General features: G+C 41.0%; 6 protein-coding genes. 2 read left to right on the forward strand and 4 right to left on the reverse strand.

The annotated features are described in order from the left end of the window. The first annotated feature begins 317 nt into the window (after window positions 1–317). Window positions 318–1,493 carry a hypothetical protein gene (locus tag ADH51_RS10185; RefSeq protein WP_048674059.1) on the forward strand — a complete coding sequence of 392 codons (1,176 nt, stop codon included), beginning with the start codon at window positions 318–320 and terminating at the stop codon, window positions 1,491–1,493. Next, the gene (locus ADH51_RS10190; protein WP_048674061.1) at window positions 1,493–2,944 is read left to right on the forward strand and encodes a hypothetical protein; all 1,452 of its coding nucleotides are present in this window, start codon (window positions 1,493–1,495) and stop codon (window positions 2,942–2,944) included. The genes ADH51_RS10185 and ADH51_RS10190 overlap by 1 nt, the downstream gene beginning before the upstream one ends. 270 nt (window positions 2,945–3,214) lie before the next feature. On the opposite strand, the gene ADH51_RS01725 is transcribed toward ADH51_RS10190, so the two are convergent. From ADH51_RS01725 to ADH51_RS01740, 4 genes are all read right to left on the reverse strand, one after another. Next, window positions 3,215–6,394: an AAA family ATPase gene (locus tag ADH51_RS01725; RefSeq protein ID WP_048674063.1), complete on the reverse strand. Its 3,180-nt coding sequence runs from the start codon at window positions 6,392–6,394 to the stop codon at window positions 3,215–3,217. Next, window positions 6,391–7,599: an exonuclease SbcCD subunit D gene (locus tag ADH51_RS01730; protein ID WP_048674065.1), complete on the reverse strand. Its 1,209-nt coding sequence runs from the start codon at window positions 7,597–7,599 to the stop codon at window positions 6,391–6,393. The genes ADH51_RS01725 and ADH51_RS01730 overlap by 4 nt, the downstream gene beginning before the upstream one ends. A gap of 182 nt (window positions 7,600–7,781) precedes the next feature. Next, on the reverse strand, window positions 7,782–11,423 hold the full coding sequence (locus ADH51_RS01735; protein WP_048674067.1) for a YSIRK signal domain/LPXTG anchor domain surface protein: 3,642 nt from the start codon (window positions 11,421–11,423) through the stop codon (window positions 7,782–7,784). Window positions 11,424–11,882: 459 nt separating this feature from the next. Then, window positions 11,883–16,794, reverse strand: a 4,912-nt coding sequence (locus ADH51_RS01740; protein ID WP_048674069.1) for a ZmpA/ZmpB/ZmpC family metallo-endopeptidase, incomplete at its 5' end; no start/stop codon positions are given.

The raw sequence follows: 16,794 nt of genomic DNA on the forward strand, positions 1-16,794 counted from the left end.
CAAAAAAACTGATAGTTAGGACGCTTCTAAACCTATATTTTCAAAATCGAAAATTGAATAAAGCCAACCATATTTCAAATCGAAAAATACAGTCTTTCTGATACTATTAAAGCGATACAAAATAGACTTGACTACTCACCATTTGCTAAATATAGAAATTAAATAAATTTTATTTGTCTAATTTTACTAAATTTCGTAAATTTTTTTATTTTACTCTTCTTTCATTATTTCTGAGTGATATAATAAGAACAAGAGTTATAAGCGTATAATGCTTATAATGAAGTAAAATCAAAACTACTTATTTCTAGGAGAAAAAAATGGCTTATATTTTTATAATGGCATTATTTAGCATTATTGTGTTCATCTTAAACATAAAAACCAAATTTATTTGGAAAATACAAGCTTATAAAAAATGGAAAGATATTCAACCCGATATCAGGCAGATTCATTCAATGTATTCTCAATACTGTATAGAAGGAAAACAAGTTGGTTGGTTCAATAAAAATTTATTTAAGGAAACTAAATCCCAATTATACCAACACAGAAATAACTTAATTAGTTATATAGATTTCTGTGAATCAAAAAATCTAGAACCTAAAATTCAACCTAACCCACTTATGAATGAGATTGAAAAAGTTGAGGATGCAATTCTAAATCCCAGTGATTTGTTAAATAAAGAACTAAATAAAGCAGAAAAAAAATACGATGAGGAATATAAACTAATTAGTTCTAAAGGAGAAACTCTATTAAAAGAACGAGAAGAAACCGTACAACTTATTTCAGATGTCGAGTGCTTGATAAATAGTATCGCTTTTCACCCAAAAGAATTCGTAATAGATTTTGAAGAGATAAAAATAGAGAAACAAAACTTCCAAGGAGTAATAGAATTTGCGAAAGAACAAAGTGAGAATCTTGAGAGAGGTAGCCAATTAATTGGAGCTGGTTTAACTGCTGGAGGCTTTGTCGCTAGTACAGCTCCTACCGCGGCAATGTGGGTTGCGACAACTTTCGGTACAGCCTCCACTGGCACTGCTATTTCTGCTTTAAGCGGGGCAGCTGCATCTAACGCTGCCATAGCTTGGCTTGGTGGTGGTGCCTTAGCCACAGGTGGTGGAGGAATGGCTGCAGGTCAAGCTTTATTAGCTCTTGCAGGTCCTGTAGGTTGGGGAATTGCCGGAACTACCCTACTAGCAAGTGTTTTATTAACCGTAAAAAAAAGATTTAAGCTTCAAGAAAAAAAGAAAGACGAAATAATAAAACTCCAAAATCTTACTAACGAGCTAAGAAAAGTAGGAGTAAATATAGAACAACTAATTGATCAAACGGTTTCACTAAAGGTAGAACTTTCTCAACAATTTCAAGAGTGTCTGCACTATGACTCTACTAACTATTCAACTCTTAACTCTGAAGACAAGCAGATACTTGCAGCATTGGTTAACAACACCAAGACTTTGTCTAAAATGCTCAGTAAAACAGTAGAAAGTAATACATAATGATTTTTAAAAGAGTGATAAAAAGTAATGAAGAGCAAGCAATTGCATCATGGACGAATTACATAAATCAAGTTAGACTAGATAACCTATTAAAGAATCTCCAGAATCAAAATCAAAATTTTAAGGATGCAATAAACACACTAGATTCTACTATGCATCAGATAAATAAGTCGATTATAGAACAGAATCGTGGTGGGACAAAAGGAATGCATGGTTTTATTGCTGAAGTTGCTGAATGTGGGATTGGAAATGCAAGAGAACAGATATTAGGAAAAGCTCCTAAATATGTCTGGATTAATGATAATGGTCCTTCCGATTTTGTCCGTGATGGAATTGAAATACAGCAAAAGTTTGTAAATTCTGGCAATCATTTATCATTATTTGCTATCAAACAACACTATGAAAAATATCCTTGGTTTCTAGATGGAGGTAGAAAATATCAAATACCTGCTGATCATTATGAAAAGATAAAAATGTTGCTATCCATTTCTGAAAATCAAGCCAATCAGATAGGAACTAAAACCGGTGAATTCTCATTAAAGCAATGGAAAGAAGTAAATCAATTCTTCGCAACAGGAAACATCAAACTTTCTGATATAGAACCTTCGAAAGTGAGTTACAAGGAGGTACAAAGGAATCAAATCAATACCACTATTTATAATGAAAAAGGGAATATAAAGGATATTGATACTAATATTAGAAGAGATATATACAATAAAAGCAAACCTACTTTCAAACAGGGTGCCTATATATCCGCTATAGCGGCTTCTCTAGAAGGGGGTACTGCGTTTATAACAGGAATAATTAAAAAAAAGCGCTTAGGGAAAACTATTAGTGAGTTTACAAAAGACGATTGGCTTGAAATCTCCAAAGATAGTGGAATTGGAGCTATTAAAGGAGGTACTCGGGGCATTACGATATACGCCCTTACGAATTACACAGCTACTCCTGCAGCAGTAGCTAGTTCTTTGTGTACCGCGTCATTTGGTATCGCTGAAGAAGCATACAAATTTCGCAAAAAGTTAATCACAAAAGAAGAATTTTTACTAAATTCGCAAATCTTATGTGTTGATGTATCAGTGAGTGCATTATCCTCAATATTAGGACATGCTGTAATTCCAATACCTATTTTAGGAGCTGTTATTGGAAATACTATAGGAACTTTCCTATATGAAATCGCTAAAGATAATCTCACAATGAAAGAGAAATTACTGATAGCAGATTATTTAAAAGAGATACAAGAATATAGCTATTTTTTAGATAATGAATTTGAATTATATAATCATCAACTTCAGAGAGAGATTAAGAATTACTATAAACTTTTAGGAAAGGCATTTTCTCCTGACTATAATATCGCTTTTCAGGGATCTATAGAATTAGCAGTAAGTTGTGGTGTTGATGAGGTGGATATACTAAAAAATGAGGAGGAAATTGATAATTACTTCACCTAGCTAAAAGTTCAAAGGATTAGGGAGACATTAGGTAGCCCCATATTACCTTGACTAGCTTTTGCTATAACATTTTCAAATATGATGACAAAAAATCCGTCCCCACTTTTTTACGAGTAGAACGGATTAAATATGTTATACAAACCATCAGCTTTTTAACAATTCTACATAAGGTAGTTGTTGATTCAACTACCTTATTTCTATGCTGATTAGAACAAATTTGACATGGCTACAACTGTGATTATCTGATATAGAGTATTATATAAACTCTTCTTACCCCTTATCCACAATTTTAATACGGCTACTGCCATCATGCGACTTGATGATAGCTAATTGTTGGGCGATGCCTTCTTTCATGTCGTCCACGTGACTGATGACACCGACCATGCGGTTTTCACCAATTTGTTCCAGAACAGCGATGGCTTTGGTCAGGGCTTCCTTATCCAGTGAGCCAAACCCTTCGTCGATGAAGAGAGCTTCAACAACAGCACCCTTGCTGGTATTTTGCACCACCTCTGAGAGGGATAGGGCAATAGCCAGTGCAGCGATAAAGGTTTCTCCTCCAGACAAGGATTTGACGGAACGCTCGCTACCTGTCAGCTGGTCATAGACGTTGATGTCCAAACCAAAGTGATCACGCGCCCTACGCCCTTCTTCACTCAGAACAAAGGAATAGCGGTTATCTGTTAAGAGACCGATGTAGTTAGCATTGGCATAGTCCAAGATTTGTTGGAAATACTGACGGATAACATAGACTTCAAGATTGAGTCGCCCAGTGAGAGCAGTATTTTCTCCCTTAACCACCTTAACCAAATCGCTGAGTTCTTGGTGGGTCTTAAAAGCCTCTTGGCTACTTTCTTGAAGGGTTTTGGCCGCTTGGTAGGTAGCCGTCGCATCCTTAAGCCCCTTCTCCATGACAGAAACTTGAGCCAGCTGCCTATCATAGCTTTCCTGACTAGCCTCTACTGCTTGTGTTAGATTGCCAAGGTCCGGCTTTTCTTGGTCTTTGATAAGCTCTTGGCCCTTGACAATCTGCGCCTGCAACTCTTGTTTGAGCGTTTGATAACTTGTCAATTGAGCCTGAAGCTTAGAAATCGCTTGCTTGTTCACCTCAAGTAGCCAGAGCTGGATTTGCTCTAGGTCATTGGTGAGGGCCCCTTCAGCCATAAGACTTTGGTCTAGTTCAGCCGATAAACGCTTAGTTTCTTGGCTAGCATTTTCTTTAGACTTGGTTAAGCTCTCAAGTTGCCCCCTGATTCCTTGAATGTCGGCATGAAGTTGGTTGTAGGCTTCACTATTTTCCTTGACTTGCTTATTGTAGAGGTCCAACTCCTGCTTTGCTAGGGAAATACGTTCTTGATAAACCTCAACAGATTCAAGCTCTGGATGAGCTTCTTGTAACTCCTTAAGACGTTCCTTAGCTTGGTCAAGCGCCGCCTTAGCCTCTTGATAGGCTTTAGCCAAATCTGTCGCTTTTTCTTGAGCCTTAGCTAACTCCTCTTGATAGTGGACACGGTCTGCCTCTTCCTTATCAAAGCGTTTGTGTAGCTCTTGATAATACTGTTCAACCTTTCGGAGTAAGGTTTGTCCACAGTCTGCTTCATAGTCCTCAGCAAAATCAAAATCAAATTGTCCCTTAACTTGCTCTTGGAGTTCTAGATAGTGTTTTTCAAGAGTTAACTTGACTTTAGCCACTTGGTCAAGCAAATCTTGACGTTTAGATTCAACCTCGCTCAAGGTAGCCTGACGGTTTGACAAGGTAGCGACTTGCCTTTCTTTTTGAGCTTGAAGTTCCTCCACCTGATTCATGAGATCCTTCAAAGCCGCTTCATTCGCCTGTGTCCCATCGACCTTAGGATGGTTAATGGAACCACAAACCATACATGGCTGTCCATCCTCTAATTCTGCCTGCAACTGGGCAATCATGAGTTGACGACGTGAAGCTAAAGTGGTTGCTAACTGGTCTTCCAATTCCTTGAGGATTTCTTGAGCTTGTTCAATATCCAAAGATAACCCTTGTTGACGTTTTTCCGTCTTGGCCAACTCCTGCTTCAAGTCCTCTATTTCTTTCAGGTCCTGAGCCAGTTGATTATCCACACTGTAACCCACAGACTGGAGGAGTTTTTCGGCTTCATGCAAGCTATCTAAACTTAGGCGATTGGCCTCCAAATCTGACAAGGACTTGTTAAGAGTCTCAATCTTTTTCGACGCCTGCTGGTAGGTTTCTTCCAACTGCTTATAGTTAGTACGTGAACGTTTGATTTTCTCCTGCTCTTGAGCAAGACTCTGAGCATAGATAATATCCTCTTTCCACGCTTCCAGCTTTTCTTCTTTTTGAAAAAAATTCCTAGATTGAGCTGCGAGTGCCTCTTTTTGAGCCTTAACTCCCTCAAAAGCCTGCTGCTTTTCACTCAATTCTTCCTGAGCGATTTCAAGATCCTGCTCTAATTGCAACAACTGTTTCTGATATTGTTTGAGGCTACTAATAGTTTCTTGCAGACCTTGAGCGAACTGCAATTCCTCCAGATGCGCTTTTGCCTCTGCCTGTTCCTGAGCACCTTCCTCAATTTCCAGACGGTAACGCTCCTTGGCTTGCTTCAATTCTTGGAAAATCTTGGTCACATCTTGAGCAGTTTGCAAGCTCTTCTGCAGTTTAACCAAATCCTCATGGGCATCCTTCAAGATGCTTTTCTGCTCCGTAAGACTTTCTTGACGCTGAGACAAAAGCTCTTCAAGGCGTGCCAATTTTTCAGAGGCTGGCGTTTGGGTCAAGACTGCTAATTCCTCCTCAGACCACACCTGACTAGCAAAATGGCCATCTAGCAGAGCTTGGCGCTTATCCATATCCTTATTGCTCTGACGAAGACGCTCTTCCAAGCTCTTTTGAAAACGGTCAAAAATACCCGTTCCAAAGATTTTCTTTAAAATTTGAGTCTTGGTCTTGGAATCTTCTTTCAAGAAACGGCTGAAATCATTTTGCGGAAGGAGAATAATCTGTTTGAACTGCTCGGCATTGAGTCCCAAAATCTGCTCAATCTGGTCACTAACTTCCTTGATCTTATCCCCAAGTTTTTCAATTTCCTGACCACCAATCTTATCCACAATGACTAATGAAGCCGTCGCCTTTTGCATGGTCGTGCCCCCACCTCGCTTGGCTCTCTCCTGCTGGAGCACTCGCTCAATGCGATAAAGATGCTTGCCTTGTTGGAAATAAAAGGTTACCTTGGTCAAGTCATCCCCTGCACCAGCGAAGGTTGACCGCATCTCCTCAACATTGCGGTCGCCACTGGTCGTCGCAAACAAGGCAACCGTCATGGCATCAAAGAGGGTACTCTTACCAGCCCCCGTGTCCCCACCAATCAAAAAGAGGGGAGCGTGGTCAAACTGGGTGAAATTGATGACTTCCTTACGATAAGGTCCAAAATTGGTCAATTCTAACTGAACTGGTCTCATTGTCCACTCCTTCCAATCTCCTCAAAAATACTTTCCACAAGGGCAGTTTGTCTCTCAGACAAGACATCGCCCCCAGTCACTGTCTGGTAAAAATCAGAGACAATTTCCTGCGGTGATTGCATTTCCAAATCTTTTAAGTGCTGATCTACAGTCAAGCTTTCTTCCCTGACATCACCCAAACGACTGAAAGTGATTTCTACAATGTCTGTCCCATAAATCTCTTCCAGACGGGCACGCACATTGATGCCCTCTAATTCCTTACGACTGGACAATTGAATATCAAAGGCAAACCAAGCCTTTTGACAAGGCTGCTCCTTATAAAATTCAGGTGACATCAAGGTTTCAAAAGACGCCTGCAAGGCCACAATCGGTCGTTTGACTTCTAGAGGATGGAAGGTCTGAGACAAGTCTCCAGTTGCATCCAAGTCAAGAATATAAACGCCTTTTTCTTCCTTACGCTTGGCTTCTTTGACATTAAAGGCAACCGGACTGCCTGAATATTGCACGCGCTGAGTCGGACTGGCAAAGCGCGTATGGATATGCCCCAAGGCCACATAATCGAAAGCCTTGAAAAGGTCACTGGTCACATTAGAAAGACCACCTACCGTATTGCTGGTTTCAGACAACATCAATTCTCGTAAACTTTGACCATCTTGGTCCTCTTTCTTAGAAACCGCAAAATGCGTCACCAAGACATGGGCCTTGTCGGGATCAAAAGCTTTTTCCATATCCTCGAGAATGTAGGCCAAGGCATCACCAATTCCCTGAATTTCCTTATTCTCATCGTCTTTATAGTAAATACGGACATCAATAGGGTCAATAAAGGGAAGCAGGAAAATCTGGCAAGCCTCCAACTCAATAGGCTCAAAAGCCTCCTCCAAACGTGTGCTTAAATGAAGACCTTGATGTTGAAAAAAGTCTCGTCCAAAATGCAAACGTTCAGCACCATCATGGTTGCCACTGATAGCATAGACAGGAATCTGCTCCTCCAACACCAAGCGGGCCAAGGTCTTATTAAATAGCTTAATCGCATCCACAGGCGGCACCGCACGGTCATAGAGGTCTCCCGCAATGATAACCCCATCCACTTTTTCGCTAATAGCCAAATCCACAATCTGTTGAAAGGCCCACTCCTGCTCCTCCAACAAAGACCAGCCATTGAGGGTTCGCCCCACATGCCAATCTGACGTATGTAAAAACTTCATGACAGTCTCCTCATTCGTTTTGTCTTACTCTATTGTACCTTATCAAGCTAAATACTGCTTAAAAGATTCACAAACCTTGGGAGATTCCGTGAATTTTATCCACAAACAAAAAATCTCTCCCGAGCAAGTCACTCGAGAGAGATTTTATTTTTGGAATTTATGAGAGATAAGGTTTGGAAATCTTAGTCTTGGTTTTTACGACGATTCATAGCCGCAAGTCCTGACATGAGTCCCATGACAACAACACCCATTGCTGCAAGGTTGTTATCTGACTCACCTGTTACTGGCAATTGTTCATCGCCTTCTTTAGCTTTATCAGAGCCATCTGCCTTCTTACCATCTTTGTTTCCAGATTTCTTCTTATCTGAACCTTTACCATCTGATGCTCCATCAGCAGCTGAACCAGATCCAGAACCCTTAGATCCTTTAGAACCGTTTGAAGTTGCTTTGACAGCCTTAGATGTTGAACTTCCAGATTGACCACCGTTACCGTTTGATGGTGTTGAGCCATCTTCGACTTTACGGTAGATGTAAGTTACGACTGTTTGACCTTCTGTCATCTTGTCTGTAGATTTACCTTCTTGACGGATCAATTCATATTTCACACCGTTACGGTAGATGTAACGGTCACCATGAACATTAACTTCTGAACCAACAGAGTTAGTGATCACAAGTGGCATCTTGATTTGGTTACCATACTCGTCACGGTAGATAACAACGATAGTACCAACTTCTTTGTTAACTGCCGGTTTAGCAGGTTCTGCATTAACCACCTTGTAAACAACCTTTGTATCTTCACCAGGGTTGCTTGGTGTCACACCAGTCTTATCAGCCTTGTAACCTTTCACTTCAGGAACAAGAGTCATAGCAGCCTTAGTTGGATCGTTAGGATCATTTGTGTAAGTAACTGCTTCAACACCTGGGATTGGATTCCCTTTTTCGTCAACGGCAATAATCTTACCAAATTTAGTGTAAGTTACAGTCTCAACCTTGCTGTCCATAGTGACATCTTGAGAAGCCACACGGCCTTTATCGGCGAAGTAACCGTTAACCATTGGTGTGATTACGAGATCAAACTTAGTCTTATCTGCCTTCCATTCACCTGCAGTAAGAATATCACCTGTTACAGAGTCAAGCGTCAATGAACGTTTCCATTGTGCTTTCTGAACACTGTCTGCTGGCAATTTAGCATTGCTATCTTTGCTTGCATAGTGAACAGTATATGTCACATCTTTAAGGTAAGCATCCTTAGCTGGCCATTTTGGACCGTTTGGTTGGTTAGGATAGATTGGTGTTCCTGGTTCGTGAGCATTGTCTGGATTAAAGTCAAGTGCTACACGTTTGAAGCTTACTGTCCAAGCTTGGTCAACTGTACTATCCAAGTCGAATGTTGCACCAGCTGGGTAACCATCTGTCACAAGGACATAGCCAAGGTCTTGATAATGTTTGATACGTTCAGCTGTTGAATAGTTAACTGCTTCGCCAGACTTACCAGCCAAGGCAACAGTTTCAAGGGTTGAACCACTTGTTTCATCACGGTATACAACACTTGCTTTTTGGTCATTCTTAACGTAAACAACCTTAGTATCGCTAGACAAGTCACCTGGTGTTGCAGGTACTACCTTAGCAGTGTAACCTGGGATAGTTGGCAAGTTCTTATCAACTGCAATCATCTTAGTTGGATCGTTAGGATCATTGATGTAGGCAGTGTCAGATACACCTGCAATTGGGTTACCATTTTCATCGACAATGACGAATTTACCAAAGGCCTTGTAAGTTACTGTATCAGTTGCTTCTGGAGCATCTGGAGTAACTGTCTTACCACCTGCTACGGCTTTATCGGCAAAGTAGCCATTCACAACAGGAACCTTAACTGTACCGTAAGTGTGGCTAGTTTCATTCCAAGTCACCTTACCAGTCGCTTGGTTATCCTTACCTGCAAAGGTATAGTCAGATTTCACATCTGCAGCTGGTGTATTATCGCCAGCCCCTTGGAAGGTAACAGTTTGTTTCGTCGCCTTAGTAACATCGTTAACGATTGCTACGTAAACGACACGAGTATCTTCACCTGGATTTGATGGTGATGCAGGGATAACTTTAACAGTGTAGCCAGGAATGCTTGGAAGCGTCTTGTCGATGGCAATCATCTTAGTTGCATCATTAGGATCGTTCGTGTAGGCAGTTGTTGATACACCTGGAATTGGATTTCCATTTTCATCCACAGCGATAAATTTACCAAAGGCTTTGTATGTCACTGTGTCTGTCGCATTTGGTGCATCTGGGGTAACTGTCTTGCCACCTGCTACGGCTTTATCGGCATAGTAACCAGTAACAACTGGAGTTTTGACTGTTCCATAAGTGTGAGTCGTTTCAGTCCAAGTTGTCGTATTAGTTGTAGGATCTTCTTTACCGTTAAAGCTAAAGTCATTTTGAGTGTTAGCAGCTGGTGTCTTCGTATCAGCACCAGTGTAAGTTACTGTTTGACTTGTTGCTTTTGTGACATCTTTAGTGTCTTTTTCAACGATAATGTGGTAACGGTAACCTGGAGCTAGGTATTGACCACCACCATTAGCATCAATTGAAGCATCCAATCCTTGTGAACCGTTAGCGAATTGAACAAGGTCAACGACACGGCTTTGGTTACGGTCCCAAGCACGTTCTGAACGGATTGTTGCAATACCGTTGTTATAGTCGTATTGACGTTCTGACTTCAAAACATCTACATAAGCATTAGCTTTAGATTTGTCAGCAGAGGCATATTTGATGCGGTATCCTGCTGGTACTGGTGGAAGTTCTGTTACACCAGCATCATAAATTTTATTGTAAGTCTTACCGTTTGCTGTGATTGTTTCAGTTGAGTTATTGATACGGTATGTTGAAGATCCAGGAATCTTATTTCCTGCTTCATCAACGTAGTCAATAATACCAAGGTTGGCATAGTTTACGACAACCATGTAGTTACCATTTGTAATGTAGTCATAAGGTCTCATAACCCCACGATTATCACGACCAACTCTAAGATTGTTGATGTAATTAATGTTAACAAAGTATTGTTGACGTTCTGGCAAATAGGCAAGTTTGTAGCCTAGGTTTGTCAAATCAGGGTTTGTTGAGCTTGCTCCAGCATTTGTCAAAACAGCAACCGCATCAGCTGTACGAAGGCTACGGTTTGATACCGCAAGTCCCATAGCGTTGATGAGATTTTCAGAGTTAAGGCTTGCTTCAGCAGCATTCAATTCACTGCTTGTCACAGCTAACTCGCTAGTCGCTACTTTAAGGACGCTATTTACAGCGTTAGTTGTAGACTCTGCACTGGCAGTTTCTGCTGCAGTCGCAACTGAAGCAGCCGCACTTGTTTGTGCTGATACTTGACCAGCAACAGGAGTTTCTGCTACAGCTGTTGAGCTAAGAGCTTGAGCACTTGTAGCTACAGATGAAGCAGTCGCTGTTGCAGACTCAGAGCTCGCTTGCGATGCAGCCTGAGAAGCTACTTCTGAACTAGCTGCTGTTTGACTAGTTGTTGAAGCTGCTTGGCTGTCTTGAGCTGCTGATTGTGGTTGTTCACTAGCCAAGGCCACAGTAGAGACTGAACTTGGTGCGTTTTCTGTTGTTGCTGGAGCTACTGATGTTGTTGGCGTTGATTGCTCCACGACGACATCTGGCTCAGCAGTTGTTTCCATACCTGCGGTAGTTGGTGCTACCGTTTCATCAGCTTGGGCACCCTGTGCATTTGAGAAGATTGAAACTCCCAAAAGTACAGAGGCTACACCAAAGCTGTATTTTCTTAATGAAAAACGTTGGCGTTTATTAAACATATCTCTCATAATAATAAATTTCCTCAATATCCAAATTACTTTATATACAGTTTCCATTTTATACTATAATTATTAAATTGTCAAATATATACTAATAATTGTGTAAAAGTTTAACTTTTATTAGAAAATATTAATTTAAAACTTTTATCTAAGTCCTTTGAAACTTCAAAACGTTCGTGCTTTTATTTACCACAATCCTCTGTTTTGTTAGTTCTATAATTTTCAAAATACTTTTATATCAAACCATTTTTCATTAAAATCGTTCATCACCCTAACCTTATTTTTTATTTTTGGTGATATTTATTAAAATACAAAATACTCTCCCTTCAAAAAGAAAAATTTTTTAACGACTCAACTCACAGTTCTCTCAACCCCTTGCCAATCCTGACATAGAGACTCCTTACTACTCCTTTTTCGAACAAACTCAAAAATCCCTTTGGCATTTACCAAAAGGGATTTTTTCATCTATTATTTGAAAATAGAACTTGTGAAACTATCTGTCTCTTGTAGGAGTTTCTTATAGACAGCTTCTTTGAGTTTAGTCGTATGGCTTGTTGACACCGATTTATTACCGTTATTATCTGTTTTAAGACTTGCAGCATCTTTGGCTACTGCCGCTTTAAACAAAGCTAACAAATCGTCGTAAGAACTTACAGATGTGCCATCAATAGCAACTGTCGTCAAACCATGGGACGCTTTTTCTTTCACTTCTTTGAAGTAGGCCTTCTTGAAGTCTTCCAGGGTGTTGAACTGGCCATCAGAAATCTTGTTAATAATAAAGTCATCGCCAAGGGTGTTCTTACCAGCCACTTTGGCTTCTTGTTTATACTTGTTGGTCGCATAACCTAGGAAGCCCTTTTCATAGCCGTAGTAACCCCAGAGTCTGAAAGTATTATGCTTGAAGGACATAGCACCTGGAGAGCCCTCACTGGTATTACCACCATAAATGGCAGACATCATAGGCACATTGACATAGGCAGAAGAGAAATCCTCAGGTTTATAAACACCATTTCCAGGTCCACGATTGGTCATGAAGTTATTATCTACAAGGTCATCAATAGAGGTCAAATTAATAGCCTTTTCACTATCACTTAAAGCACGAACCTTGTCGTATTGGTTTTTACTATTACCTCGTAGCTGTTTATCTACCTTCTTGAACCATGCGTTATTGAGCTCTTGCTTTCCTTGACTGAGGACTGCTTCCCCTTCCAGTGAATCAAGAAGCATGAGGGTGTCATTGTAGCCCTTCATGTAACGGTCGATGGCTTCACGCGACTTCAACTTGTTTGGATTCGTATTGTACCACTGCTTACCGTCGTTTTCTCTTTCAAAGGCCATGTTAAGCCCTAAAGCACCGTATTCACCCTGGTGACCCTGAGTTGCTGGTGATTGCAACATCCCTTGGGCATAAGCTTCAACGTCTGTTCCTTCACGACGACCAAAGCCTCCAAAGTAGGCAATACGGTCATTGATATGAGTTGTTTCATGAGTGAAGGCCGAAGCACCGTACTCGCTAATCATGTTAGACATGACGAAGGTAACTTTGGCACGATTATCGTATGGATTGTCGTAGATGGCAGCATAGGCACCGGCCATGGCTCCGTTATCACCATAGTACTCACCGACTGGTCCATAGATTTCACGGATTGGCGCATAGACTTCTGTACTGTTCTTGAATTGGCCGTAGCGCTCTGGCCAACCTGGCCAACCATGACCCCAGACGTAGTAACCTTCCCAGACTGGATTGACAATGTCTTTGAACAATTTGTTTTTTACATTATCCGCAGCCAATCTTTGCCAGAAATCAAGATAGTTGATTTGACGTTGAGCGGCTAGATCAATCTCAGGTTTCAACTTCTCTAAGGTTGTATTGTACTTGTTAGCCGTACCATAAGACATGGTGTCATAGGTAGAAATCAAGAACATCTCTGTCTTATCAAGGTTCAACAATGGCAAAATCATCTTGCGGTGGAGACCACGACTAAGGTTATCATAAACACGATACTTGTGCTCACCGACACCTTCATTTTGAGATGCCTTCTCAACAACGTAGACCTTATCCTTAGCAGCATCGATAAACCAATCATTCATATTGTCGATAGTGGTAAAGAGTTTTCGGTTGTAATTAAGGAAGTCGGTCAGATCACTAGAAAGGGTATTTTTGGCAAGAACTTCACCAAAAGCATCGTATGTTCTTGAACCACTGATATTATTTTCCTTAGAGCCAATCTCAATCAAACGGTCAAGGACATCCACATTTTTACCATAGAAATCTGGTTTGAAGAGCATGATTTCCTTGATATTAACATCATCAAACTTCACACCATAGTAGCGATTCAAGTAAGTCAAACCTAACAAGAGGGCCGCTTTATTTTTCTCAACCTTGTCAAGAATCATTTGTTGGGCAGCTGGTGATTGGTTAAGCTGGTGGTCTTCATTTTGAACCAGCTTAGTCACCAGGTTAGTTAAATTAGCCTTAACAGCTTCAAAACTTTCTTCCAAGAAGAGGTTCTTGATAGCATTGACCTTGTTTGGACCGGTACGACCAAGTTTTTGGTAAATCGAATCAGACTGCAACTCAATCGGCTTAAGAATATCAACAATACCATTGATAAGACTTGAGTGGTCTTTTTGAACGACATTTGGAGTGTACGCGATACCCAAATCAGCAACAGTGTACTCTTTAACATTGCTCAAACCTTCTGAACTCTCTGAAAGCTTGAAGTAGTCTTTGCTTCCATCAGCATAGTGAACAATAATCTTGTTAGCATCGCTTAGGTCTGTAACAAAATTACTGTCTTTCATTGGTGTCACTGAGAGCACCTCTTTGGTATTCAAGTTGTGGTCCTTGGCCAGTTTGTTTGCTTGATAGACAATATAATCCTTGTTATAGAATGGTTGGAATTTCTCAATATTCTTGTAAGCCTGCTTGTATTCTGGCTTATAGTCTTGAATATTGGCAAAATCAGCTTGACTAGAAACATTGTTAAGAGTATTCAACGCGTAAGGCTCGCTAACAAATGTATCAGCTGTGATGTTGTAACCTTCAACACGCTTGTCAGCTTCTTCCTTGGTCAAATGTTTGAGCTTATTCGGACTCTTAGTATCTTTACCAGTACCATCTTCGGCCGAGCTATAGCCGACAACACCAAAGAGATCTTTGATGTATGGGCCACCGTCTTCATCATTGACATCGTTAGAAGCAAAGATTTCTTGGCCCTTGATAACCTTAGCATAGGTCACATTATTTTGAACAGCGCCGTAAGGCCATGTCTTAGCGACAATACCACCGACATTTCTTGTGTTTTTAACATCAAGAACACCTTTAGCTACTGAATTGGTTACCTTAGCCTTCGTTCCTGATTTCCAACTGTTGAGCATGTAAGTGACAAATGGCACCAGCATACTTGCGTTGGCATTTTGAGCTGTAATGGTCGCATCGACATAGGCTCTGTTGACGAATCCCATGTAGTTTGAACCAGCAATCCCACCAACTGTTGAGTTATTACCAACAGAGTTGATCTTACCGATAAAGGCAACATTTTCAATCTTGCCATCTTCATCAATCTTATTGACAATACCTGCAACGTCATTGTTACCAGTCACTGAACCAGCCACCTTAACATCTTCAATCAGACCTTTATTTTTAAGGTTAAATCCAACCGTCGCGATTTGATTTTGACCAGAGCGATTGATGTCTACATTTTCAAAGTTGATATTCTTGATCGTTCCGCCATTGATGACATTAAACAATGGATGCTCTAAATCATAGATGGCATAGCGTTTATCACCATCACTGAGCAACTTACCAGTAAATTCAGTCGTAATGTATGATTTACCGTTTGGAACGACGTGACGAGCACTCATACTTTGACCCAGCCTAAATTCACCTGAAGGATTAGCCTGAATGGCATTGACCAACTCAGCAAAATCATAGTAAACATTGGCTTGACTAGCCTGAGGTTTCTCAATGTAATAGCTATAGGTTTGAGCAAAATGGTTTTGGGCATCACGTTGAACCAAATTATCCGCTGCTGCAGTTACCTTATAAACCGCCTTGCCATCAACCGTTGTTTCTTCGATGGCTTTTACTGCCAAGTAAGTGGTCTTCTGATCCGCAGAAGTCATCTTCAAGTAGTAATTCGTGAGATCCTGAGGTACAGCTGCCAGACGAGTCTCATCCACTTCTGTTTGATTGTCATACTTAATCAAATCTGTACGTGCAAAATCTTTAAGCTCAACCTTCTTGAGATCCAGTTGGAGAGTTTGGTCTGCCAAAACCTGATTCTCCTCACCATTGCCACGATCATAGGTCATGGTTGTTGTGAGGGTATATGGCTTGTAATAGTCTAAGTTTGTTAGGTCAGCAGTCAAGGTCGTGCTAGGAATATCAAGCGTTTGTACAATCTGTCCGTTTTGCTTGAGGACCGCTTTAATAGTCGTGATAGCTGCTGAACCTGGATTCGTCAAGTTATAGCTAAGTTTAGCACTACGACCCAAATCATCCTTGTCAATCTGTGTTAGCGTAAGCACTGGTTTTTCAGACACCTTGGTCCCTTTGTGAACGATACGATCTTGAACAGGAACTAGCACGGTTTCAGTGACAGTTGGTGCCTCAGACGTCTTATTCCCTTTATAGGTCTTATAGACTTTGGTGATTTTATTTTGACCTTTTTGACCTTCTTGAACAACCTTTAGAGTGCCCTTTTCAAGACTATCATCTTCTTGGACAATCTCTTTAAATGGAAGCTCTACGATAGACTCTTCCGTCGTTGTTCCATCTAGAGGTTTGCTGCCACGACGAAGCTTTCTAGGTTGTGGCACCTCAATAACCTTACCTGATACAATAGTTGGCTCACCAACCTTGACACCATCAATGGTTTGGTAAATTTTCTGGATTTCTTGGCTACCTTTTTGACCTTCTTGCTCGACAACCTCTTCATCCACATACTTGCTATCATCAGTGATAACTTCGATAGGATAATCGATGGCTTGCGTTTCAGTCTCTGTGACACTTCCAACAACTGGAGTGTGGACAGGATTCTCGGGTTGGACAGCCGCCTCACCTTCGTGACCTGATTCTTGTGTACCCTTGGCTTCCAGTTTGCCTGTGTACTCTGGATTTGTAGGTTGAACAAGGGCTTCACCTTCATGACCGGATTCTTGTGTACCCTTAGCTTCCAGTTTGCCAGTATAGTCTGGATTAGCAGGTTGAACAGCTGCTTCGCCTTCATGGCCAACTTCTTGGGTACCATTGGCACTGATTGGACCGGTGTACTCTGGGTTAGCTGGTTGAACCACTGCCTCGCCTTCGTGACCAACTTCTTGGGTACCGTTAGCACTGATCGGTCCAGTGTACTCTGGATTAGCCGGTTGGACC

Source organism: Streptococcus sp. 449_SSPC, from assembly GCF_001073005.1.
GTDB lineage: Bacteria > Bacillota > Bacilli > Lactobacillales > Streptococcaceae > Streptococcus > Streptococcus salivarius_F.

What these genes read in the sequence shown, in the direction of transcription:
- ADH51_RS10185 (WP_048674059.1), top strand. Translation starts at nt 318, where the DNA reads ATGGCTTATATTTTTATAATGGCATTATTTAGCATTATTGTGTTCATC.
- ADH51_RS10190 (WP_048674061.1), top strand. Translation starts at nt 1,493, where the DNA reads ATGATTTTTAAAAGAGTGATAAAAAGTAATGAAGAGCAAGCAATTGCA.
- ADH51_RS01725 (WP_048674063.1), bottom strand. Translation starts at nt 6,394, where the DNA reads ATGAGACCAGTTCAGTTAGAATTGACCAATTTTGGACCTTATCGTAAG.
- ADH51_RS01730 (WP_048674065.1), bottom strand. Translation starts at nt 7,599, where the DNA reads ATGAAGTTTTTACATACGTCAGATTGGCATGTGGGGCGAACCCTCAAT.
- ADH51_RS01735 (WP_048674067.1), bottom strand. Translation starts at nt 11,423, where the DNA reads ATGAGAGATATGTTTAATAAACGCCAACGTTTTTCATTAAGAAAATAC.